17 protein-coding genes and 6 pseudogenes are annotated in these 24047 nt (G+C 45.8%); 10 read left to right on the top strand and 13 right to left on the bottom strand.

The annotated features are described in order from the left end of the window. Nucleotides 1-95: 95 nt before the first annotated feature. The 3 genes from frr to rimO all read right to left on the bottom strand — a co-directional run bounded on the left by frr (nucleotide 96) and on the right by rimO (nucleotide 3101). Complete coding sequence (gene frr, locus E2B99_RS02410; protein ID WP_134243398.1) at nucleotides 96-650, bottom strand: ribosome recycling factor; 555 nt, start codon at nucleotides 648-650, stop codon at nucleotides 96-98. Between the two features lie 75 nt (nucleotides 651-725). Next, the gene (gene pyrH, locus E2B99_RS02415; RefSeq protein WP_026470252.1) at nucleotides 726-1451 is read right to left on the bottom strand and encodes a UMP kinase; all 726 of its coding nucleotides are present in this window, start codon (nucleotides 1449-1451) and stop codon (nucleotides 726-728) included. Between the two features lie 315 nt (nucleotides 1452-1766). After that, complete coding sequence (rimO, locus tag E2B99_RS02420; protein ID WP_134243399.1) at nucleotides 1767-3101, bottom strand: 30S ribosomal protein S12 methylthiotransferase RimO; 1335 nt, start codon at nucleotides 3099-3101, stop codon at nucleotides 1767-1769. Between the two features lie 563 nt (nucleotides 3102-3664). On the opposite strand from rimO, the gene glnL reads away from it, so the two are divergent. The 5 genes from glnL (at nucleotide 3665) to E2B99_RS02445 (ending at nucleotide 10134) form a co-directional block, all read left to right on the top strand. Next, on the top strand, nucleotides 3665-4765 hold the full coding sequence (gene glnL, locus E2B99_RS02425; protein ID WP_134243416.1) for a nitrogen regulation protein NR(II): 1101 nt from the start codon (nucleotides 3665-3667) through the stop codon (nucleotides 4763-4765). Between the two features lie 57 nt (nucleotides 4766-4822). Continuing rightward, entirely contained in the window at nucleotides 4823-6262 is a 1440-nt protein-coding gene (gene glnG / locus E2B99_RS02430; protein WP_430981437.1) for a nitrogen regulation protein NR(I), read from the top strand. A gap of 151 nt (nucleotides 6263-6413) precedes the next feature. After that, nucleotides 6414-6860, top strand: a complete 447-nt coding sequence (locus E2B99_RS02435) for a hypothetical protein (RefSeq protein WP_134243401.1) — start codon at nucleotides 6414-6416, stop codon at nucleotides 6858-6860. Nucleotides 6861-7023: 163 nt separating this feature from the next. Continuing rightward, nucleotides 7024-9453: a penicillin-binding protein 1B gene (gene mrcB / locus E2B99_RS02440; RefSeq protein WP_134243402.1), complete on the top strand. Its 2430-nt coding sequence runs from the start codon at nucleotides 7024-7026 to the stop codon at nucleotides 9451-9453. A gap of 18 nt (nucleotides 9454-9471) precedes the next feature. Further along, nucleotides 9472-10134, top strand: coding sequence for a hypothetical protein (locus tag E2B99_RS02445; RefSeq protein ID WP_134243403.1), 663 nt, complete (start codon nucleotides 9472-9474; stop codon nucleotides 10132-10134). A 132-nt stretch (nucleotides 10135-10266) separates the two neighbouring features. On the opposite strand, the gene E2B99_RS02450 is transcribed toward E2B99_RS02445, so the two are convergent. Further along, complete coding sequence (locus E2B99_RS02450; protein WP_166738968.1) at nucleotides 10267-11289, bottom strand: Nudix family hydrolase; 1023 nt, start codon at nucleotides 11287-11289, stop codon at nucleotides 10267-10269. Between the two features lie 127 nt (nucleotides 11290-11416). Here E2B99_RS02450 and hemP point away from each other — a divergent pair, with 127 nt between their 5' ends. The 3 genes and pseudogenes from hemP to E2B99_RS02465 all read left to right on the top strand — a co-directional run bounded on the left by hemP (nucleotide 11417) and on the right by E2B99_RS02465 (nucleotide 14625). Further along, a complete protein-coding gene (gene hemP, locus E2B99_RS02455) occupies nucleotides 11417-11581 on the top strand; it encodes a hemin uptake protein HemP (RefSeq protein ID WP_026470245.1) in 165 nt (54 codons plus the stop codon). Nucleotides 11582-11774: 193 nt separating this feature from the next. Then, nucleotides 11775-13898 (top strand): alpha/beta fold hydrolase, encoded by a 2124-nt coding sequence (locus E2B99_RS02460; protein ID WP_134243405.1) that lies wholly within the window; start codon nucleotides 11775-11777, stop codon nucleotides 13896-13898. A 71-nt stretch (nucleotides 13899-13969) separates the two neighbouring features. After that, nucleotides 13970-14625: pseudogene (locus E2B99_RS02465) on the top strand (GGDEF domain-containing protein). Nucleotides 14626-15325: 700 nt separating this feature from the next. Here the strand turns inward: E2B99_RS02465 and E2B99_RS02470 are convergent. Beyond that, a complete protein-coding gene (locus tag E2B99_RS02470) occupies nucleotides 15326-15832 on the bottom strand; it encodes a DUF6438 domain-containing protein (protein WP_134243406.1) in 507 nt (168 codons plus the stop codon). A gap of 262 nt (nucleotides 15833-16094) precedes the next feature. Between E2B99_RS02470 and E2B99_RS02475 the strand changes: the two genes are divergently transcribed. Continuing rightward, nucleotides 16095-16604, top strand: coding sequence for a DUF4124 domain-containing protein (locus E2B99_RS02475; protein ID WP_134243407.1), 510 nt, complete (start codon nucleotides 16095-16097; stop codon nucleotides 16602-16604). Between the two features lie 51 nt (nucleotides 16605-16655). On the opposite strand, the pseudogene E2B99_RS02480 reads toward E2B99_RS02475, so the two are convergent. From E2B99_RS02480 to E2B99_RS02505, 7 genes and pseudogenes are all read right to left on the bottom strand, one after another. Continuing rightward, a pseudogene (locus E2B99_RS02480) lies at nucleotides 16656-17528 on the bottom strand (putative bifunctional diguanylate cyclase/phosphodiesterase); the annotation flags it as partial. Nucleotides 17529-17773: 245 nt separating this feature from the next. Then, entirely contained in the window at nucleotides 17774-17947 is a 174-nt protein-coding gene (locus tag E2B99_RS14540; protein WP_166738969.1) for a hypothetical protein, read from the bottom strand. A gap of 199 nt (nucleotides 17948-18146) precedes the next feature. Then, nucleotides 18147-19291: pseudogene (locus E2B99_RS02485) on the bottom strand (IS3 family transposase). A gap of 429 nt (nucleotides 19292-19720) precedes the next feature. Then, entirely contained in the window at nucleotides 19721-20134 is a 414-nt protein-coding gene (locus E2B99_RS02490) for a PaaI family thioesterase (RefSeq protein WP_134243408.1), read from the bottom strand. A 178-nt stretch (nucleotides 20135-20312) separates the two neighbouring features. After that, the gene (locus tag E2B99_RS02495) at nucleotides 20313-21332 is read right to left on the bottom strand and encodes a fatty acid desaturase family protein (RefSeq protein WP_134243409.1); all 1020 of its coding nucleotides are present in this window, start codon (nucleotides 21330-21332) and stop codon (nucleotides 20313-20315) included. Nucleotides 21333-21569: 237 nt separating this feature from the next. Next, nucleotides 21570-22448: pseudogene (locus tag E2B99_RS02500) on the bottom strand (SDR family oxidoreductase). 31 nt (nucleotides 22449-22479) lie between these two features. Continuing rightward, entirely contained in the window at nucleotides 22480-23343 is an 864-nt protein-coding gene (locus E2B99_RS02505; RefSeq protein ID WP_134243410.1) for a PaaX family transcriptional regulator, read from the bottom strand. 359 nt (nucleotides 23344-23702) lie between these two features. On the opposite strand from E2B99_RS02505, the pseudogene E2B99_RS02510 reads away from it, so the two are divergent. Beyond that, nucleotides 23703-23836 (top strand): annotated as a pseudogene (locus E2B99_RS02510) (Fic family protein); the annotation flags it as partial. Between the two features lie 96 nt (nucleotides 23837-23932). Here the strand turns inward: E2B99_RS02510 and E2B99_RS02515 are convergent. After that, nucleotides 23933-24047, bottom strand: a pseudogene (locus E2B99_RS02515) (IS5/IS1182 family transposase); the annotation flags it as partial.

The following is a 24047-nucleotide window of genomic DNA, read 5'->3' on the forward strand; positions in this document are numbered from 1 at the left end:
GAAGTCTGATCAGCGCCCTGCTGTTCACTGGAGACAGGCTCAGCAGCAACCGGATTACTGGAAATGGAATTACTGGACATAGGGTGCCTGCTGTATTAAACCTGAATCAACTCGGCTTCTTTGGCAGCAAGCATTTTATCGACATCCGCCACATACTTGTCGGTCAGCTTTTGAATTTCTTCACCAGCACGACGTTCTTCATCTTCGGAAATTTCTTTTTCTTTAAGCAAATCTTTAATATCACCCAAAATATCACGGCGAATATTACGGATAGCCACTTTGGCATTTTCTGCTTCACCGCGCGCCAGCTTTTGCATGTTGCGACGGGTTTCTTCAGTAAGCGCTGGTAACGGCACACGGATAATGTCCGCAGTGATTGGATTTAGACCAAGATCACTTTCACGGATTGCCTTATCAATGGTACTGGTCATGCTACGTTCAAACGGCTGTACCACCAGTGTACGTGCATCGTCGACACCAATGTTGGCCACCTGATTCAGCGGCACATCGCTACCGTAATAAGGCACCATAACGCCATTGAGCATGGAAGGATGGGCACGGCCTGTACGAACTTTGGCAAAGCCTGCTTCCAGCGCCTCAATACTTTTTTTCATGCGGCTCTCGCCGTCTTTTTTCAAATCATTAATCATGACCAATCTTCCTCATTTTATTCCAGAATCAATATATTGTAGCAATGTCGGCATTTAAGCGTACCGGCCTGCCATCTAGCGGGTCACGTGGGTTCCTTCAGGCGCACCCATCACAACAGAAAGCAGTGCACCCGGTTTGTTCATGTTAAAAACCTGCAATGGCACACTATGGTCACGGCACAGGCAAATCGCTGTCAAATCCATAACACCGAGCTTACGATCCAGTACTTCATCAAAGCTCAGGTAATCATACTTGATCGCATCGTCATGCTTGCTTGGGTCTTTGTCGTACACACCATCAACTTTGGTGGCTTTTAGAATCAGGGTTGCTTCAATTTCAATACCACGCAGGCATGCTGCGGTATCCGTGGTAAAGAATGGATTGCCCGTACCTGCTACAAATACGCATACTTCACCATTTTTCAGGTGGCGAATTGCATCACGGCTGCTATAGGTTTCTACTACCCCGTTAATAGAAATGGCAGACATCAAACGGGTTTTAATATTGCGGCGTTCCAGCGCATCACGTAGCGCCAGACCATTCATGACTGTGGCCAGCATGCCCATCTGGTCGCCAGTGACACGGCCTACCAATCCTTCCTGTTGTAGCTGGCTGCCCCTGTAGAGGTTACCACCACCCACCACAATGCCAACCTGCACGCCAAGGCCCACCAGATGTGCGATAGACAGCGACATTTGATCCAGAATAGAGGCATCAATGCCCATATCCTTATTGCCTGAAAGCGCTTCTCCTGACAGTTTAAGCAGTATGCGTGAAAAACGCGGGCTATTCTCAGCCATTGTGTTGCTCCCAAGCAATTCAATTATAAAACTTTAAAACAGATAACTTTATATCAAAAACAGCAGCATAAGGTTGGTGTAAATGGCAAGACTAAATGCAGATAATTAAATTTGCACACAAATTTACCCTGACATCCTCATCGCTATCCCAGACACTAGCTAACCGGGGCGCATGGTAACAAATGCTGTGTCATGCGCCAATCCACCAAATTCACCTTAAGGCAGAATCACTGTAAAATTTATCAAATACAGGCTGATAAAAGCTGAACTTTTAGCAGTCCCGCATCAAAACACTACAGACCTGACAAATAGACTTTATGCCGAAATTAGCTTGGCAAACAGGTCATATTCATCGGCATCGGTAATTTCAACATACAGCATCTGGCCCGGCTGAATCTGGCTTTTGTCGATATCTTCAACAAATACGTTGCCATCAATTTCGGGGGCATCGGCATAAGAGCGCGCGACAGCAACCGGATATTCGGGATCAAGCTCGTCAACCAGCACCGTCATGCGCTTACCAATTTTATCCTTAAGGATTTGCTGTGATATTTCTTGCGCAACCAGCATAAAGCGCTCGTAGCGATCCTGCTTAATCTCTTCAGGCACCAGATCCGGTAAATCATTGGCTGGCGCACCTTCAATCGGTGAATAGGTAAAGCAGCCTACGCGATCCAGTTTGGCCTCGCGTAACCAGTCCAGCAGGTACTGAAAATCTTCTTCGGTTTCACCGGGAAAACCAACCACAAAAGTGGAACGAATGGCGAGGTCTGGACAAATAGAACGCCACAGCTTGATTTTTTCCAGCGTGTTTTCGCTGTGTGCTGGGCGTTTCATCAATTTTAAAATACGCGGGCTGGCATGCTGGAACGGAATATCCAGATACGGCAGGATTTTGCCATCACGCATCAGTTCCAGTACGGCATCCACATGCGGATAAGGATAAACGTAATGCAGGCGCACCCAAACGCCCAGTTGCCCCAGCGCAGCACACAGGTCATAAAATTTGGTTTTAAGCGGCTGGCCGTTCCAGAAATCCAGCTTGTATTTGGTATCTACACCATAGGCCGAAGTATCCTGCGAAATCACCAGAATTTCTTTTACGCCTGCATTCACCAGCGCCTGTGCTTCATCCATAATGCTACCAATTGGACGCGACACCAGATCGCCACGCATTTGCGGAATGATACAAAACGTACAGCGGTGATTACAGCCTTCGGAAATTTTTAGGTAAGCATAATGCTTGGGCGTCAGGCGAATGCCCTGTGGCGGCACCAGATCAATATACGGATTATGCGCTGGCGGTGGCGGCACATATTCATGCACGGCACTTATCACATCCTGATAAGCCGCAGCACCGGTCACTTTTAGAACGCTGGGATGCATGGCCCGGATTTTTGCTTCATCCTTACCCAGACAGCCTGTCACAATCACCTTGCCATTTTCATTGATCGCTTCACCAATGGCATCCAGTGACTCCTGTACGGCGGATTCAATAAAGCCGCAGGTGTTGACCACCACTAAATCTGCGCCCTCAAACGAAGCTGCAACGTCATACCCTTCCGTACGTAACTGGGTAAGGATTCGCTCCGAATCAACCAGTGCTTTAGGACAGCCCAGAGATACAAAACCGACTTTAGGGGATTTCATGCATACAGCTCCAACAGATTAGTGCATATTGTAAGCACTTTGGCGTTGCTTTAATAGTATAACCAGACCTTGCCAAGCGGGTTTTCTTGCATGGTGCGTATCAATTGCACACTGGAATTACAGAAAGCGCTGACTTATGTTAATGAAGCGTTGCGCAGGATGCTCTGATTTAGGGCGTTAATTTTAAATTACAAGACAAATCCCTATTAATGCATTAATTTGGTGCACTGTGGGGTACGGCTTTGTTTTATAATAGGGCACTCATACCAAGTTACCGTCTATCCAACTTGTCTTTTGCAATACTTAAAACACTAAAAATGGCCTTTAAACCTTTTGAATTATTTTTTAAAGCCTAAATCCAGTGTTGGCGTGCTAATTGCTAAATGAATACACGTCTATGAAAAGTCTAGCATTCAGCTCTTTTAGCAATATACTGGGCTTTTTTAGACCACATAAATTTCTGTACGAGCACAGGTTTTTAGCCAAGATTTAACGATTAACTGCTTATTTAGCGACAGCCTAACTCTCTATTACGGTTTAATTGATCCATGAGCCATTCAGTAATGCATCTTAGTCCACCTGTTGATTATCGCAGTCTGGTTGATCACATGCTAACGGCCATTATGCAGGTATCGCCCAATCTTGAAATTGAGTATTTGAACTCTGCCTGTGAAGCATTACTAGACATTAGCCGTACCCGCGCGATTGGCATGCCGCTGTTGTCGATTCTCACTGAACAGGATGAAAACTTTGATACCAAAGCGGCCATTTTACGCACCCTGCACACTGGTCAGCCCTATACCCGCCGTGAAGCTATCCTGACGATTGGCCTTAAAGACAAGGCCGTGGATTATTCCGTATCGCTAATTATTGATGACCGGATTGGTGCCATAGCCCACCAGCATTTATTGATTGAAATTCAGCCGATTGACCGTCTGCTACGTATCAACCGGGATGAACATCTGGCCCAGCAGCATCAGATTGCCCGCCAGCTGGTGCGTGGAGTTGCGCATGAAATCAAGAATCCTTTGGGCGGTATTCGCGGGGCAACCCAGCTACTGGCGCGCAGCCTGCCTGATGGCAGTGTCAGCGAATTTACCGACATTATTATTAGTGAAGTGGATCGCCTGCGTACACTGGCCGATACCATGCTAGGTTCACGGCATTTGCCATCCCTGCAAAAAGTAAATATTCACGAACCACTGGAACGGGTGCGTAGCCTGATTTTAAGCCAGACTAAAAATACCGTGCAGGTCATTCGTGATTATGACCTGTCCCTGCCGGAAGTCAGTGCCGACCGTGACCAGATGATTCAGGTGATGCTAAATATCTGTGTAAATGCCGTGCAGGCCATTAGTGAAAATCCGGAAATTTTTACTGACCGTGATCCCAAAATTGTGCTGCGCACCCGTATCCAGCGCATGTTTAACATCAATGGCGTGCTGCACCGTAGTGTGATCCGGGTTGACCTGGAAGACAATGGCCCCGGTATTCCGGCGGATATTGTCGAGTCGGTGTTTTACCCGATGGTGACAGGCCGTGCCAGTGGCACCGGGCTTGGCCTGAGTATTGCACAGAATATTGTGCATCAGCATGGCGGAATGATTGAGTGCCAGTCTGAACCCGGCTGTACCGTATTTAGTTTGTTTTTGCCTTGGGAATAATTGGAGATAGTCAATATGTCGCATGAAGCCATTTGGGTGATTGATGATGACCGTGCCATGCGATGGGTACTTGAAAAGACCTTTAAAGAAGAAGGCTTTAATGTCACCAGCTTTGAAGAAGGCCAAACTGCGCTGGATCGTCTGGAAAAAGAACAGCCTGATGTAATACTGACCGATATTCGCATGCCCGGCATCGATGGGCTGACGTTTTTATCCCGGGTCAAAGCCTCTCATCCTGACTTGCCTGTGATTATTATGACCGCCCATTCAGATCTTGAATCTGCGGTATCCAGTTACCAGACCGGGGCATTTGAATACCTGCCCAAGCCTTTTGATATTGATGAAGCGCTGACATTGGTCAGCCGCGCTATTCAGCATGCTGCCAAGCTACAGCAACAGGATACCGGACGAATTGCTCCCTTAAAGACGGTTGACATTATTGGTGAATCGCCTGCCATGCAGGAAGTTTTCCGGGCAATTGGTCGTTTGTCGCAATCGCATATTACGGTGCTGATTAATGGTGAATCCGGTACGGGAAAAGAGCTGGTTGCCCATGCGCTGCATCGCCATTCGCCACGTAGCGCCAAGCCATTTATTGCCCTAAATATGGCTGCCATTCCCAAAGACCTGATTGAAACCGAGCTGTTTGGCCATGAAAAAGGCGCGTTTACCGGAGCCAATACCCAGCGTCAGGGCCGGTTTGAACAATCCAATGGCGGAACACTGTTTCTGGATGAAATTGGCGATATGCCATTTGAAACCCAGACTCGCCTGCTGCGTGTCTTGGCGGATGGCGAATTTTACCGCGTGGGTGGTCATACGCCAGTCAAGGTCGATGTACGCATTATTGCAGCAACCCATCAGGATCTGGAAAAACTGGTGGCTTCCGGCAAGTTCCGCGAAGATTTGTACCATCGCTTAAATGTCATTCGGATTCATATTCCCAAGCTGCGCGACCGCAGTGAAGACATTCCCATGCTGGCCAGCCATTTTCTGGCCCGTGCTGGTCGCGAATTATCGGTAGACCCAAAAATCCTGCGCAAGGAAACGATTGCCTATATGCAGCAACTGCCATGGCCCGGCAATGTGCGTCAGTTGGAAAATACCTGTCGCTGGCTGACTGTCATGGTGACTGGCCGTGAAATTTTCCCGGAAGACTTACCCGCAGAGCTGCGCCAGTTACATCAGCAGGAACACGATCAACTGCTGATCAGCCCAAGCAATGACAAAGTTGTGACAAATACGCATGTCGCAATCAGTCCTGATCAGTGGGATGGCCTACTGCGCCAGTGGGCCACGCAAAAACTGCTGGCTGGGGAACAGCAACTGCTGGAAACTGCTTTACCGCTGTTTGAGCGCACCATGATTGATGCCGCACTGGATTATAGTCATGGTCGCAAGCGGCATGCAGCAGAGTTGCTGGGCTGGGGACGTAATACCCTCACCCGCAAACTTAAGGAACTGGGTATCAGTAGCACTGACGATGACGAGCTGTAGCAGCCGTCATCTTTTTTCTATGCAGTCACCAGTTATCCAAAACTGATGAGATATGTTTGGCTTTAGGCCAGCGCTACTCATATAATGAGCGACATCAGAGATTTGGCTATTTTAAAAAAATACCAGAGCTTGCTGAAGGAGCTCAAAAACCATGATAAAACTAAAGTGGAATAATCGATTTTTGGCGGTACTCATTACACTTATTGTTCTTTTTGTGGCGGTTGTCGGCTGGATTATTGTGCGTGAAAACACAGTAACCTCGTCAGCCTCTTATGTGTCGCATTCGCCCATTAATCATGTTTTTAATAAGGTGCAGCCACCAGCCACGCCTGTTTATGCGCCTTCACGTGCACCTGATTCGGCCAAACAAATGTATGCACACATGCAAAACACCAGTGCAGCCCATCCATTAAGCTCTCAATCCAGTGCTGACCAGAACTACAATATGGGCTATGAATGGGCCAATGAGCAAAAAATTAGCACATCCGAACAATGCAGAATGCTAAGTACTGAATATTTAAGCGGTTGTCATGCCTATCTGGAAGTTAAAAATTACGTCAACCAGACTGATGTCAATCCCAATACGCCACGCTATTAAGCGTTTGATATTACTATTAACTTTAAAGTAAAACAGCAACTGTCATACAGGCAGAATTTAGTCGGGCAATTTGCATGTTTTAACAGTGTTTCGATTGCATCTATAACACTGCTCACGCATTATCGCCTTTAATTTTATTTATCATTTTTTATTTTTTCGACGCATGAATTTATCACGTGGTTTTACCTTCATCAGCATGGTGCTGGTTATTATTATTCTGGCTGCATTCGTTGGTCTGGGCATTTATACCGTAAGGCTTGACTATATTGTACGCAGCAAATTTGAAGGCAAGCGCTGGGAAATTCCTGCCAAGGTATTTGCACGGCCACTTGAACTGTTTAACGGTGCACTGGTAACACCGGATAACCTGAAACAGGAACTCAAACTGCTTAATTATAAAAAAGCTGATAACTATGAATCACCGGGAACCTATGTTGATAAAGGCAGCATGGTCTATGTGCATACCCGGGGCTTTGATTTTGGTGATTCCACGGAACCAGAACAGGTACTGGAAGTCACCACCGATGGCCAACAGGTTACGGATGTCCGCAGTACCCAGCAAAATGGCACCGGCATTGCCCGTCTGGAACCCATTCTGGTGGGTGGTATCTATCCGCGCCACAATGAAGACCGCGTACTGATCCAGCTTGGCAAAGTTCCCCAGCCTTTAATTGATGCCCTGATTTCCACGGAAGACCGCAAGTTCTATAGCCATCATGGCGTATCTATTCGCGGAATTGCGCGGGCAATGGTTAGCAACATGACTGGCGGCCCGCGTCAGGGTGGCTCTACCCTAACCCAGCAATTGGTAAAGAATTTTTATTTAAGCCCTGAGCGCACCTTAAAGCGCAAGGCCAATGAAGCCCTGATGGCATTGCTGGTAGAACTGCACTACAACAAAAATGACATTCTGGAAGCTTACTTAAATGAAGTGAATCTGGGACAAAATGGCAATCACTCCATTAATGGTTTTGGCCTGGCATCACAGTTTTATTTTGGCCAGCCCTTAAATGAGCTGAAGTTACCGCAAATGGCATTTCTGGTGGGTCTGGTAAAAGGACCAAGCTTGTACAACCCGTGGCGCAATCCTGAGCTGGCGCTGGAACGCCGTAACGTGGTCCTGCACAATATGCTAATTACAGGCAGGATTGATCAGCAGCAATATGACGATGCCATAAAAACCAAACTCAATGTCATTAAAAAGCCAACCGTTGGCCAGAGCCTGTTCCCGGACTTTCTGGATGTGGTACGCCGCCAGCTTAAAGAAGAATATCAGGAAGTGGACCTGACCAGTGAAGGCCTGCGCATTTTTACTACGTTAGACCCGATTGTGCAGACTTCGGCCAACAACGCATTCGACACAACGCTCAAGCAATTAATCAAGCGCAATCCAAAACGGCTGGAAGGCCTGCAAGGTGCGGTCACTGTTGCCAATCCTGAAAATGGTGAAATTCTGGCTGTGGTGGGTGGTTCAGGCATGTTCACCGGCTTTAACCGCGCGGTGGATGCCAAACGTCAGGTGGGTTCACTGTTAAAGCCTGTGGTGTACTTTAATGCCTTGGAATCGCAACGTTATAGCTTGAATAGTCCCATTAGTGATGCGCCAGTCAGCATTACCGGGATGGGTATGAAAGACTGGAAACCCAAAAACTATGATGGGCAAAGTCATGGCACAGTCCCTTTAGTATATGCACTAGCGCATTCCTATAATCTGGCCACTGTAAGGCTGGGCTGGGAAATGGGCATTCCCAGCTTTATTAATACCCTGCATACTTTGGGTATTGACGATGACATTAAACCTTATCCATCCATTCTGCTGGGTGCAGTTAACCTGTCGCCCATGCAGGTTTTGGGCATGTATCAGGTTTATGCCGCCAATGGTTTTCGCTATGCCCCCCGCTCCATCCGCAGCGTGGTAGATGCCAAGGGTAATCCCTTACAGCGTTATGGCCTGAATGTGCGCCAGAGTCTGGATCCGGGTGGGGTTTACCTGCTTAACTATGCATTACAACAAGTGATGCGTAGCGGTACAGGTGCCAGTGCTTACGCCACGCTACCGTCTAATTTAAACCTTGCGGGTAAAAGTGGCACTACCAACGACGCGCGTGATTCATGGTTTGCAGGATACAGTGGCAATTATGTGGCAGTGGTCTGGCTGGGACATGATGACAACCGACCTATTGGCCTGACAGGTTCCAGTGGTGCATTGCCGGTATGGATCAATGTGATGAAACAGCTGAATCTGGCACCGGTTGAACCAGTGCAGCCTACCACTGTGCAGTGGCAATGGATTGATCAGGCCAGTGGTAACCTGTCTGCACAGGAATGTCCCGGTGCTGTTTATATTCCCATGCTGGCGTCTACAGTGCCTAATCAGGCTACGTCCTGTGGCATGCTCCATATCTATGGTTCACAGGAAGCGCCGTATGGCGAAACTGAACTGGATGAAAATGGCCAGCCGGTTTACCAGCAATATGCCCGCCGCGTGCCGGAGCCTGCGGACACAGGCGAAGCCAGCATTAATCTGGAATTACCGCCAGACCCTGACACTGGCAAACCCCCTGTAGTCCGTCGTTTCTGGTCCAGTGAATAATTGATTGAGGCAATACACATGACAATGAGCATAACGACAACATCTGTAGGGTCTAAAACTGCACTTAAACCGGCTATACTGGTTTTGTTACCTTTAATGGGTATTAGCCTGCTCACAGGTTGTCAAAGCATGACCGGGGTTAAAAAATCCTCCAGCCCTTATCTGGACATTGAAGAAAAAACCCGGCCAGTGGTAACTGCACCGACTACCCCTGCCAAAGTTCAGGAAAATGGTGCCAAGCGCACACCATTGCCTGAATATGCAGAGCCTTCCATTCAAAGCCAGAGCCTGCCATCGGCCATTCCCGCACCACGGCCATTGCAGCGCAAAGCAGCACTTCGTGACGGCAGCAATATTCCTGCATTTAGTAAACTCATGGCGCAGGCGCAACAGCAGATTCAGGCCAATCAGCTTAATGCGGCTGAGCAAACCCTGATTCAGGCGCAACGCATGGCACCGCAATCAGCAGCCGTATACGCCCGCCTTAGTGAAGTTGCATTAAAAAAACGGCAAGGTGGCAATGCTGAAGCCATGGCCCGAAAAGGCCTGATGCTCACCAGCAATCCGCGTCAGCAGCATGCATTCTGGCAATTGATTCTGGCTTCTGCAGAACTGCAAAATAATGCCGCGCTGGCCGGTCAGGCCCGTAGTCAAATCCAGAAGCTGGCCAGCCAGTTTTAAAAGTACTTCTTTTAAAAGTACCTCAATGGGTTATGGTTAAATGAATCAGGCTTTCATCAGGCAACCTTTAATCTATCTGGTTTAAGGTGATCCTAACTGCTAATCAGTTGATTAAAGCCTGATTTCATTTATTTAAGACTGATAAAACGCACGAATACCTGCCACACCAAATCCACCAGCCTGATGCACCTGCCCCAAGTCATCAGGTGCGATGCCTCCCAGTGCATACACAGGCACATTACTTTGCGCACAAAGCTGCTGCCAGGCTGCCCAGCCCAAACCAGCCTGTCCGGCATGTGTGCTGGTAGCATGCACGGGACTTAACAGCACGGCATCCATTGCTAATGTATTGGCTTGATGAATAGATGCTGCATCGTGGCAAGCCGCAAAGTAAAACCATGATGATGGCAACTGCACCTTGTCATTAAACTGCATCTGGTTATCCAACTGCATCAGATCACGCTGGCTCAAATGCACGCCTGTTATTGCTGAGTCCAGTTCAGGCCATAGCGGCTTTAAAGTTTTAACCTGTGAATACATGGCAATCAGTTTTAGGTCTGGTCGCTGACTGGACAATGTCTTAATAGCCTGCTGGTACAGGCTGGCATCCAGCTGTTTATGGCGTACATATAACCATGCCTGTTGTGGCGTATGTCGACTATGCCAGTCCAGCCATTGATTTAAAGTTTGCTGATGATCTTGCGACTGTGTAATCACATAGTGGTCTGGCAGCAGCACCATAGGCAAAATGGGCGCATTGGCATCTGGAAACTGGTACTGGCCAAGCTCATGTCTGTTTACCCAGCGAATTGCCTGATTTTGCTGGCCACAAGGCTCCCCCTCAAATTCAGTCACCTTAAAAATATGCAGGCATACGGTTTTTTCAGGATAATTAAAATATAACTGCTGCGCACGGATTGCTTTTTTAACCTGAATATTAATTTCCTCAAGCAGTTCCCGTGTCAAGGCTTGCAGCGGCGTTTCGCTGGCTTCCACCTTACCGCCTGGAAATTCATAGCGGTTGCCCTGGTGCAAACTGGCATCACGCCAGCAAATCAGCACCTGATCAGACTGTACAATAACGCCCACAGCAACATGCACAACTTTTGAATGATGAGGATTTAAACCGGAACTCAATGGCGCATACTCTGGCAAAATGGCAATTATGCCTTGCCTTGTTTAGTAGTTACAAAAAATTATTCAGATGCTTGCACAAATGATTGACAGTTTTATTTGATAATGATTATCATTAATTAAACCAGCGCACGGAGACGAAACCGTCATGAACGCCCCATTCCAGATGTTTAACAATAATACTGCTCAAACCTTGCCCATGCTGCATTCACACAATCTGTTTGCTATGGGTCGTGAAATCCGCATCCTGCATGAAGGTGAAGAATACCGTTTGCGCTTGACCCGTAATAACCGGCTTATTTTAACCAAATAGTTATTGTCGGTTTTCAAAACAATTATTTTATAAAAACAGTCTTATCTTGCTCTGTTAGCAACCATTTACAGGGCTATATTTTATCTATGCAGTACTGATGGGCTGTAGCAACATGACTGTTACGGTTTAGTCATTGGGTATTAAAAGTTTTTTTGGTTATGATCACCCTATGCCAAAAAGGATATTATTAACCATGCCAAAAACTTCAACCATTTCAGCACTAGCGGGCCTTGTTTTTATTGCGTCCAGTTTGACGCTGTCAGGCTGTCAGGTGGTAAAAGTCAAACAACAGCCACTATCGGTGTCGCTGAGTAACGAACGCGACAGCATTCTGGTACGCTCGCGTTTGAGTGAGGCTACGCTGAGTGTACTGGCCAGTACCGGACAGGATGCGGAAGAATGCACCAATGATCCTGAAGCCTGCCTGACCAAGTTGCGCAAGGTTCCTCAAGTGGTTGACGAGCAATATTTATCTGTAGGCAGTGAGCTATATCTGGCCAAGGTTAACCAGCTTAAGGACACGCCGGAATGCCACTCGCCCTTTGAGCCTGAACCGTTTAGTACGCAGTTAAGTGGCCTTGGCAATAAAATTGTTCGCCCGGTTAATACCCCAGTCAATGTTGATTTAAAGCCTTATTATAACTGCCTGTCTATCCAGCAGGGTTTGCTGGCCAGTAGTTTGGGCCATGCCTATGCCTACCTGTTTTATACCGAGCGCGAACCGAGCCAGCGCCTGTTTGATAACCGGCAGGTACAGGTGCGGGATTTTTATAATCAGGCTTTGGTCAACCTGATTACTTTGATCAACCAGACCAATAAAAATTACCGGTTTACCAATAACCGGCCATTCCAGCTGGGTGACAATACCTTTTATTTTTATCCCTATTTAAGTCAGGATAAAACCCTGCCCGCCTCAACTGAACTGGTGTCTGCCTACGACCTGAATTTTAGGGGTTTGCAATCTATTAACCGGCGTGATGGCTTTGGTACGGAGTTTGTCAGTATCTTGCCGGAAAGTGCTGAAGAGCCAGTAAAGCCAGTGGACACCTATAGCGTAAAGCAGGCGGTTAATAAAAATATTAAAGACGGGCAAGGCAAAGCTCAGGCTAAAAATAATATTCATCAGGCCCGTTACCTGCCCGTCACCATGGTGGCTCAGCCGCGTGGCAATAACATTAAGGAAATCCTGCAAAGCCATGCCTTTGATGTGCAGATTTATAATCCCTATCAATATGAAAAGATCGAAGTTGATCAAAAATCCTATCCACTGGCTGCCAATTTTTCAGCACCCTACGGGCTATGGCTGGCACGTACTGATTTGGCTGCAACGGCTTACCGGAGCTTGCTGGGCCGCGAAGAGCGCCTGATTGCCCCGCATCTTTACATGCTGGAGCCTTATAATCCCAACAAGCGTGTCATTATCATGGTACATGGGCTAGCTAGCAGTCCTGAAGCCTGGATCCGGCTAACCCATGATGCATTGGGTGATACTATTTTGCGTGAACATTATCAGGTGTGGCAGGTTTTTTATTCTACCAATATGCCCATTCTGGAAAACCGCTATCAGATTCACGGCCTGATTGAAAGTGCCTTTAAGCAGGTTGATCCACAAGGCAATGCGCTTGCTAGTCAAAAAGCAGTGCTGATTGGACATAGCATGGGTGCCGTGATTGCACGGCTGCTCATGAGCAATGATAACTTTCAGGATAAAGCCCTGACCGATATCAATCCGCAAGTACGCCAGAAGTTAATGTCCATTCCTGCCGTACAGCAGCGCTTTAGCATGCAGGCACTGCCAGAAGTTGGCCGTATGGTCTTATTGTCTGCCCCGTTACGCGGTACTGATTATGCGGATCGCTGGTTTACCCGTGCTGTCCGTAAGGTAATACGCTTGCCCAAATCATTTGTGGAGTCGATTGTTACCGGTTCGCAAACTGCCAATATTGATCAGCAACTACTGGAAACCATTCATAATATTTCGCTTACTAAAGTGCAAAATGGCCCAAGTGACCTGAGTAAAAAATCCGACTTCACCAAACTTACTCAAGACGCGCACATTATTGCAGGCTTACCTTACCACTCCATCATTGGAAATGATAAAGGCAACGTGCCCAAGTCTGAAATGAGTGACGGCATTGTGTCTTACAGTAGTGCTCATCTGGATGGCGCTGTCTCGGAAAAGATTATAGAAGGCGGCCATTCCATTCAGGAAACGCCACAGGCGATTTTGGAGCTACGCCGGATTTTACGCCTGCATTTGGAGCAATTAGGAGATGTTTCACCCAATCCTTCCAAGTCGGAGGAACCGGCAACCTAATGCATTTTTTGCTTCCAATAGGTAATTTAGGCTAATTGATCTGGCAGTTATAACGGATAGCCTGATGTTTCCTGCATGAGCGTCTGGGCTTTAACCTGTGGATGATCACCCGTACCCGTACCGAAGGTGAGGACTGGATTGTTCTGCAATCTGAAGACCATGGTTATGACATCAAACCCGGTCAGGTCTTTCGCTGGGCGGCTTGCTTAGTCTTACCCTACAAAAAGAACTCAAGCTGGCTGAACATAGCCGCTATCTAAAACGTTTACAGGCTGAAGCACTCACTGATGAGTTAACCCAGGTGTATAACAAACGGGGCTGGGAAAAACTGTTACAAGCTGAGGAAAAACGCACCCGTCGCTATGGGCACTCCTCAGCCATTTATGTGGTAGATCTGGATGGACTTAAGGAAATCAACGACACCTGTGGTCATTTGGCAGGCGATGAGTTAATCCGCCAGACTACACAAATTTTGCGTCATTCTGTCCGAACAGAAGATGTGGTGGCCCGGCTGGGGGGCGATGAATTTGCCACCCTGACTATCGAAACCAGTGAAGCTGAAGCCAATGTCGTCAAGGAGCGTATACAGCAGGCCCCCATTAATAACCAGGTCGAGGCTTCTGTTGGTGTTGCCATCCGCCTGCCTGTAACTGGCTTGAAAGAATCTTTCCGTCTGGCTTACCAGCAGATGTATGTCCATAAGCGCAGCAAGCAAGATCAAGGCTAATCGCTATTAAGAAACGAGAAACAAGGATTTTGTTATCAGGCTGCGTAAATTGAGTAAATCGTGTTCATCAAGCTACACAACCCTGCGTTTTCATTAATCACTGTAACCATTCAAGCTTCTCCTGAATAATTCATAACTATTTTTGCACTTATGCTTACAGCAAGCCGTTCTAAAGTATCTCTTAGAATCTGGTACTAGCTTATATACAAGCTGACAGTACTTATATTTATTGATGGCTTACAAATGCATTTTTTAAGGCGCTCAACATTTAAAGCCTTTCAATAAATATTTTTAAGTCAATAGATTAACTGAAATTATTGAACAATAGCCGCTGGCCAACCGCACAATCAACCGGGTTAATTGCAAGCTATGGTGAACTCAATGCGGTAAAAGGATTAACGACATGATGCAGCCCCTCACATTAAAATGCCTAAAATGCGGCCATAGCGCAATCAATAGCACCCTGTGCAAAAATTGCCTGTCGAACAGCTATAAAACACTTGGACTGCGCCTGTTAAAGGTTAATAGCTTTCTGTTATTATCGGTTGCCACAGTGCTGCTATTTTTACGCTAATTTCTGTATATCTTATTCCTAAGATTTTCATCATAACTAATATTCTTATAGCCTGAAAATGAGTGATTTTTCAGGCTTTTTATAATAGTAATCATCTAATGATTTGTCGTAGCGCTTTTTTAAGTCTTAACGCCTAATCCAGCTTGCAATGCCCAGCTCTTGTGGCAGGCGATCCATCACCTCATTTAATGCGCGGCTTGTTTCAGACAGACAACCCCGGTTATGATGCAGTACAGTCTGGCGGCCATCTGCCTTTTGCCAGACAATCTGATAAGTTTGCTGGTCGGTGATTTGGTTTTCACACTGAGTGGTTTCAGTGCTCCCCTCAACCGGGCGATAAGGTTTTAATTGTGATTTAACCTGGTTGTAGATGGCTGGTTCCGTGGAAAGCACTCGTGTTCCCTGCACAGCAGTATGCTGTTTGCCCTCAAACTCTACCCGGCCATTAGGACGAATTACGACTGTATACACTGGACAGGCGCCAAAACATGGGCCTACTGTGTATTGAATGGTTTCCTGATTGGCCAAATCTGTTGAATTGGCAGATGTTATTGCAGGCGCGCTACACGCAGCCAGACTACCTATAAGTGCAGCAATACACGACATACGGCACAGCATAAAAGTTGTTTCCATAGCGAATGATTCTCACTTTTACAATTATTAATGGCCTAGTATGTGCAGCTAACGACTCAGCGCTATACCTTTTTTGTGAATGCTTTTCTACCGTTAACAGAAGTCACAATTTCCCGGCACAAGCTAACTGTATTTTTAAGAAATATTGCGCTTTAAATAACCTGAATCTTGAGTCTATAATAGGTTTTATATCGTTCAAAAATAGTCTTAAACAATATTTTTATGACCTAAAAAATAGCTTAAATTGTAGTGGAAACAATAAATGCGACCCTTAAACTATTTAATCTTGCTGCTGTTAATTTCGCCACTGGCGCAAGCACAGGTGATGAAATGTACCGATGCCAAAGGCAATGTCACTTTTTCTGATGGCGGTTGCCGCAGTACCCATAAAACGGCTACCGTGATAATGAATGACGCCCAAAACAGCTCCAGCGCCGTTAATCGATATCGTACGCGGTCTGACTATTCCAGCAATTACTCCAATAATCATATACAGCAGGAATATGACAGATATAACGCCCGCGAATCCTGGGATAACTATAAAACCAATTATGAAAAAGCCAGAAAATTTGCAGCAGACCGACAACATGCCAAAGAATATGAAGATGAAATCCGGCTGGCCAATGAAGCCCGCATGAGAAATATGGATAGAAACTCAAGCTATAATCCATATAGCTCAAATGCATACTCATCAACTGGTTATTCTTTAAACCCCTACACTTCAAACCGCAGAGCCTGCCACTTCAGTGGTAGCCAAATGGTATGTAACTAGCAGTAAAAACAGCAAAATTTATCTAAACTTCACGCTGCCGCAATCCAGTATTTAGGTTTTATCCATCAATAACTTATAAAGGGGTTTTAACTCGCCAAGTGGTGCCCGACGTGAATAATAATAACCTTGCAGCAGGTTGCAACCCTGCTGGTACAGGAATCTGGCTTGTTGCAATGTTTCGATTCCTTCTGCCACAACTTTCAGGTCAAGCTAGTGCGCTAGCTGAATAATCGATTTTACAATGGCTGCATCCTGTTCATTTTCGCTCAGGTTTTCAATAAAGCTAAGATCCAGCTTGATTTGATTAATCGGCAGGCGGCGCAGATAACTCAAGCTGGAATATCCTGTGCCAAAGTCGTCAATAGAAACTTGCACGCCCAAATGACGGATTGTTTCCAGGATTTCAATGGCACGGTCTGCACCAATGATGACCATGCCTTCAGTAATTTCAATTTTGAGCAATCCAGGGGGCAACTGGCTCACGTTCAAGGCATGCTCCAGTTCCTGTAAAAACCCTGCCCTACGAAATTGTAGCGGTGAAATATTAACTGACAGCGTCAGGTGTTTTTGATTGATCCGGTTCCATTCGGCAATATCCCTACAGGCTTTTTTAAGCACCCACTGACCAGTTGTAATAATTTGCCCGGTTCGTTCTGCCAAGGGAATAAAAACATCCGGGAAAATGTAGCCACGCTGCGGATGAAACCAGCGAATCAGTGCTTCCACACCCTTGACGATTGCGGTTGCCGGATCAACCAGAGGCTGATAAAACAGGCTAAACTGGTCTTGCTTCAATGCCTCCATTAATTCCAGCCGTAAATAGGCATAGTCGATTTCCGGGCCATGTTTTTTAGTAATTTCCTCAGACCAGTGCCAGGTATTACGTCCCTGCCGCTTGGCTTCCTTCATGACCAGAATAGCCTGATTTCATTCTGGTCCGATCCCCAGACTGTTTATTATGGGAGATTAGTACTAAAAATGATGATAACCAGCAGCGCATCCGGCTGGTTACCCTGCATGTCAATAATTTCAATGCCTGAGACGATGTTTGCTGGCCATAAAAGTCCAGCAGCGTCTACACTTCCTAAATATTGTCCAGCTCTACAAAGTACTGTAAAAATTTATCATGGGTCAGGTTTTGCCATTTAGAGATTGCCCGTTAAGTCGGGTTAAGCCAGCGCACGCTCAAAAGTATCTATGACTTGATTGGCTTCCTGCTCATTATCAAAATCAATTTTTTCCAGTTCACCCGTGCTCAAATGCACGTAAAGCATGCCATCGTTTACATCCATGCTCACAATATGCTGAGCATTATATTTTTTACCTTTAATCGTAATGACCATTATCTCTCTCGCTGGAAATGATGAGGCTTAAAAGTTAAGGGTAATTTATATTGCCAATAGAAACTATGCAGATTAAACAATGAGGTATCTAACTTAACTATTCCTCAACAAACCAAAGCCTTAACCAACTAATGTGGTTCCGTTAATTAGACCACTCAATTCAGTTTTATAAGTGATAAATCCGCTCTAAATATTTAAATTATGCTGCCATTACTTTTAGTAAATGTTGATCATAAAACTCATTCGGTGTTGCCTTATTCAAACTTGAGTGAGAACGTATCATGTTATAAAAATCCAAATATTCAGCAATTGATTGTTTCGCTTGTTTAACCGTATCGTAAGCCTTCAAATAGACTTCCTCATGCTTCACGCTGCGCCATAAACGCTCAATCATCACATTATCCATCTATGAGCAGTATACTGCGCAAGTTTACCATCCATACTGATACGGATATTTCGCAATTTTAACTCATTCAAAAATGCCTCGCTTGTGAATTGACTGCCTTGGTCTGTATTAAACACCTCAGGACAACCATATTGCACAATTGCTTCTTGCAACGCATCCATGCAAAAGTCTGTTTTCCATACTGATCGATACACGATGAGCCAGTACTTTACGACTATACCAATCTATAATTGCACACAGATAGACAAAGCCTTTAGCCATAGGAATGTACGTGATATCTGTACACCAGACTTGATTAGAGTGATCTATGAGCGTGTTTTTCAACAGATATGGGAAAATACGGTGTGCAAGATTAGGCTTACTGGTATTGGGTTTTGGATACAAGGCATGTATTCCCATCAAGCGCATTAAACGTCGGACTTTACGCCGACCTATTTGATGTCCTTGACGCTGTAGCATATCTCGTATCATTCGACTGCCCATAAATGGGTAATCGACATGAATTTCATCAATCAGACGCATCAAACTCAAATCAGTTGATGAAATCTCTTTGGGCTTGTAGTACAACCTACTGCGATTGATTTGAATCAATTGCGATTGTTGTCGTACCGAAAGTTGATGGGTCTTATCGATCATTTTTTGCCGCTCAGCTGCCCTATTTTTCTGAGCGCACCTTCTAAAAAATCAATTTGCAATGCCTGATGTCCTATCTTGGCATGTAAAGCTTTGAGGTGAATCTCTGGTTCTTGTTGTGCTGTTGGTCGTGAAAAAATATTGACTGATTGTTCAAGCAGTTGATTTTTCCAATCAATGATTTGGTTTTGATGTAAATCGAATTGAGTAGAAAGTTCAGCGAGTGTGTGGTCGCCTTTAATTGCTGCCAGAGCAACTTTAACTTTAAACTCTGCTGAATGATTACGACGTTTTCTTCGTGTCATGATTGACTCCAAAAACAAGCATTTCCCATGCTTATTGGGGAGTAGATTATCACTTATAGGCATGGTCTAAAATCCTACACCCACATCAGTAATAGTAAACATGCCATGCAGGCTTATCTGGACTGGGAATATGGGCTAATACAGCAACTCAGCAACGATGGCGCACATGGATTTTTTGTCATTTGACCAAAAGCTAATACCGCTATAAAAACTGTTAGGATGAATCCAATAAAAAAGGCAGGTGTGAAGCTACACCTGCCTTTTTGTTTATCATGTGGATGAGCAGACTATGTTATGAAGTTAGCTCATAGACAACCTATTTAAAGTTATTTCTAGCATCCAACCGCATTCCTGAACCGTATCGCGAGTAGCTCGCCCAGCACCTTAGTCCATCATGATTAAGCAGATTATAAAGATACCGCGCTGCAATTATTGGGCTGGAATTGCATAAGTTCCTACCGCATGTGCAACGGGATCGTCGATACCTTTTGAATATAGCCAGACTTCACCCACCACCAGCGTCTTGCCCACTTTCATGAGTCGGCAGTCGCCAATAACTTCTCGATCACCGGCAGGTTTACGTAAAAAATTAAGTGTCATGCTGGTGGTCACTGCCAGTGGAATTAATCCAGCCGTTCCCAATATCGCTACATACAGGGCAACATCGGCAACCAGCATCAGAGTTGGGCCAGACACCGTTCCACCTGGACGTAAATCATTGTGATCAGTGTGATAAATAATCGTCGCACTTCGATCCGAAACTTCGCCAATCTCACATTTTGCTTGTGTCCGCTGAAACTCACGGGCTAAAAATGCGGTGATTTCTGCCTTGGATGCCCCCATTGTAAACTTCCTTGATATGTTATTAAGACTGGTTAAAGCTGCTTTTTGCGCTCAAATGAATGCGAGCTGGGCTTTAGTTTTTTCTTCCAGCACTCTGGAATCATGTTGCGCTGGATAAATGTCTAACCGGTATTCATCCAGATCATTCTGCCCTACGGCACTTCATCGCGTTGGCTTACTAACTTTTTTGGATGACAGCTTGATTACCATCAATCTTACCGGACTTTTTCGAAAGCAAACTCATGACCTGTCGATAGGTTGGCGGTTCAGGCGCATAACCCCGTTCACGCAATAACTGATGCATTTTTGGCAACTTAAAATATGGCACAGATGCCATCAGGTGATGTTCCATGTGATAGTTCACTCGAATTGGCGCGACAAAAGCCCGTGCAATCCAGCCAGCCTTGGTGGTACGGGTATTGGTGAGTGCCGAGTTACTGTTTTCCATACCTGCATGCTCAGCCATGGAACGGATGCGGATAAATAAGGGAAACGGCGTGAGATACGCCAGCGGCCATAGTAAATATAATTTGGGATGGCCTGCCGCCCACAAAGCGCCAAATAGCGCAGCATTGGTAATGATCGCGCCACGGCTATTTTTCAGCAGGGTGCGTGGATAGTCATGCCACTGGCGGCCTTCGCGTGGCAGCCATATCTTGTCATTGGCAACTGTCCACCTTAAAACCTCGGCATCCATCAGAACACGGCCCAGACTGAATTTCAGTCCGGTAATCCCGCTAATATCACGCAGGAACTTGCGGGCAAGTGATTTTTTAGTGGTGGGATAGCCGGTTACCAGTGACATGTCAGGATCATCAACCGTGAAGGTTTTGGCATGATGGCGCATATGGTGCGTACGATATTTATGCAGGTCATTCCAGATTGGCTTGGCACATGCCCAATCTACGATATGATCATTGAGCCACTTGTTTTTAAACAGGCTATTGTGCGAGGCGTCATGCATCAGGATTGCCAGCGCCAGCTGCCGTCCAGCCAGAATCGCCAGCACCGCAGCACAAACCAGCAGCTTGCCCCAGCCCGGCAGATACTGCCACGACAAAGCAACTCCGGCAAAGGTAGCCCCAATCACTGCCCAGGTTGAAGCCACTGCCCAGCCACCCTGACTGTCCGATGGTTCAGTCAGTTCCCTGATTTCATCCCGGCTAAACAGCTCAGCAACGCTTACACGAGTATTCATGCCTAATCCTTCCACGTTTGACGCCAATGGCATTGATTTCATATTTTCAATAATATTATCAAAAAAGAAATATTTTCAATTAATTTATTTAAATTTTAAAAATGTAATTATAATAGAGATGAGCATAAAATAAAAAAGCATCGTAAAAGATAACTGAGTGTTCGCCAGGTATAAAACATCATGAGAAACGCTGTGTTAAGGTAGGTACTCAGTAATAATAATTTAAAAAAATAACGCTTAAGCTTTTTGCATTTCCTTGATCACATTAGGTACACCGTCACGATGAAATGCTTCAAAAGGCCTGGAATTATTATGGTCTGGGAGCGGAAAATACGGCGAAACCAGCGATGCCCCGCCATCAATCCTAACATTCACGCCAGTCATAAACGCAGCCGCAGGCGATAATAAAAAACACATCAGTGCAGACACTTCAGACTATGTTGCCATACCCTTTAATGGAATTTTGGCAGCAACCGTAGGAATCATGGCTTTCATGTCATCCTTATAGGAATCCAGTCCCGATGCCATAACCCAGCCCGGCGCAACCGCATTGACCCACACACCCGCCTTTGCCCATTCCAGTGCAGACGTTTTGGTTAAATTATCAATCCCTGCCCGTGCTGCACCTGAATGACCCATGCCCGGCAGTCCATCCCACATATCGATGGTCATATTGATAATACTGCCTCCCGTTTTTGACATGCTCTGGTTAAACACTTCCCGCATCATCAAAAATGTTCCCAACAGGTTATTACGCACCACACTGTCAAATGCATTGGCCGACATGGCTTCCAATAACGCAGGGAACTGACCGCCTGCATTGTTGACCAGTCCATCAATCCTGCCAAACTCGGCAACAATAGAAGCCACCGTTTGCTTGACGACCACTTCATCACGATTATCACAAACGCGATAGCTGGCCTTGCCGCCATCCTCAATGATTTCCTGCTGCCCTCGCTGAAGCTTGTCTTCTTTTCTGCCGGTAAGAATCAACTGTGCACCCAGTGACGCCAGTTCATGCGCGGTGCAGCGGCCAATGCCTGAACCTCCACCAGTAATAACAACAACCTGCTGATCAAAGATATTGGCTGCCAAGGCAGACTGATATAACGGCATAGTGGCTCCAGCGCACAAATCAATTATTTAATTAGCAGAACTTAGGCTGATTCTGTGTGTGGACAGCATCTTCCGCAGTTAACAGTGCGGGTGTTGTTGTGCCCAAAGTTAACTCATGCAACTGTTGCCATAGCTGTTGACCCACCTGATCCAGTTGCTGCACGTCAGCCGCGAACCGGTTTCTTGCTTCAATATTGATAAAAGGTTCAGGCAATAAAGGGTCATTCATTAATAAGGAAATAGTTTGTCGGCCCAGTAATAATGATTCTCTGGCTGCATCTTCAAGACCGAGGGCTGGTACTCGGCTTAACCAGTGCTGGATGATGTGACTGTACTTTTCATAATTTTTATTCAAGGTCTCAGTTGACCATAACTTTTTAATCATTCCTGCGGTAACTTGATCAAAATAACTGATCTGGCACATCTTGGCTTCTGGCTCCAGCCCAGCGGTTTTGAGATTTTTAAGAATATCCTCAAAAGAAGCCGCCAGATTATCAGGACGAATAAACACCCCCTGTTCCAACTCACGAAAGCCATAATGCTTGAGCGCCCGCTCCCGGCGTTTTAAGGCAGTACGATCCACTCTGCCCAACGTTCCTGTCAAGACCGCCAGATATTGTTGATTCCAAACCTTGGTTTCCCTAAGTCCTGTTCTGCGGTTGAGCATCACATTGGCCCACTCATGCGATTGCTCACTCAGTTGGTACACGCCCCGCTCGACAGCAACAATCACGCCTTCGCTAGATAAACGGGTCACTGCCACGCGAATGCCATTTTCACTTAGCCCAAATAGTTTGGCTGCCAAAATCATTTGCTTAATTGAAACGGGTTGCCCTTCAGAAGCCAGCAAAAGGTCAGTAATTAAGTGACGGGCATTGAGTTTTTGAGTGGTCATAACGTTCCAGTTAGCTTAAAAAGGCTTTGGCTATGGACAGGAATTGAAAATATGGGAATCGCAGCAATATTAGAGTTGGGGCAATTCTCAACAACAGCTCTCAACAACAGTACCAGCCAAATATTACATTTAGTTAATTAAATTTCAATGTTTGAAATATAATTTCAAGATTAATTTATACCGATTGCTGTTTAAATGATGAGTTTTTAAAAAATAGCTTATTGCAGTAAAAAATGTGTGTGGCAAATCCCAATAGATTATCGGTAACCCTATTCACCCAAGTTGTATTTCCGTTCTCATTTTTAATAGTAAAAGCGAACTATGCTGATCACGCAAATTAACTTGATAAACACCGCCCTCTGCCGGGTGTGGTGGTCAAGAACCTGCACAATGATTTGGTGTTACGCTGGACTATCACTCCAATGCCATTGAAGGGAACACGCTTACCTTGCTTGAGACCAAGGTTGTCCTAGAAGGCATTACGGTGGGTGGTTACACCTAATTTCTCTATCATCCAGTCAGTTATGGCACTGATAAGCTTGCTCAGGCTATACTAAATAGTCATTATTATATTTATTAGGGTGTGTCCTCATTTGGCTTTACACCAAATCAACATGCAGGCTATACGGATCATAGACTGATAATTTCGTGCAAGCTTATCGAATCGGGTTGCAATAGCACGGAAATGTTTTAATCTTGCAAAC

Origin of the sequence: Alkanindiges illinoisensis, assembly GCF_004377485.1 — a bacterium.
Lineage (GTDB): Bacteria > Pseudomonadota > Gammaproteobacteria > Pseudomonadales > Moraxellaceae > Alkanindiges > Alkanindiges illinoisensis_A.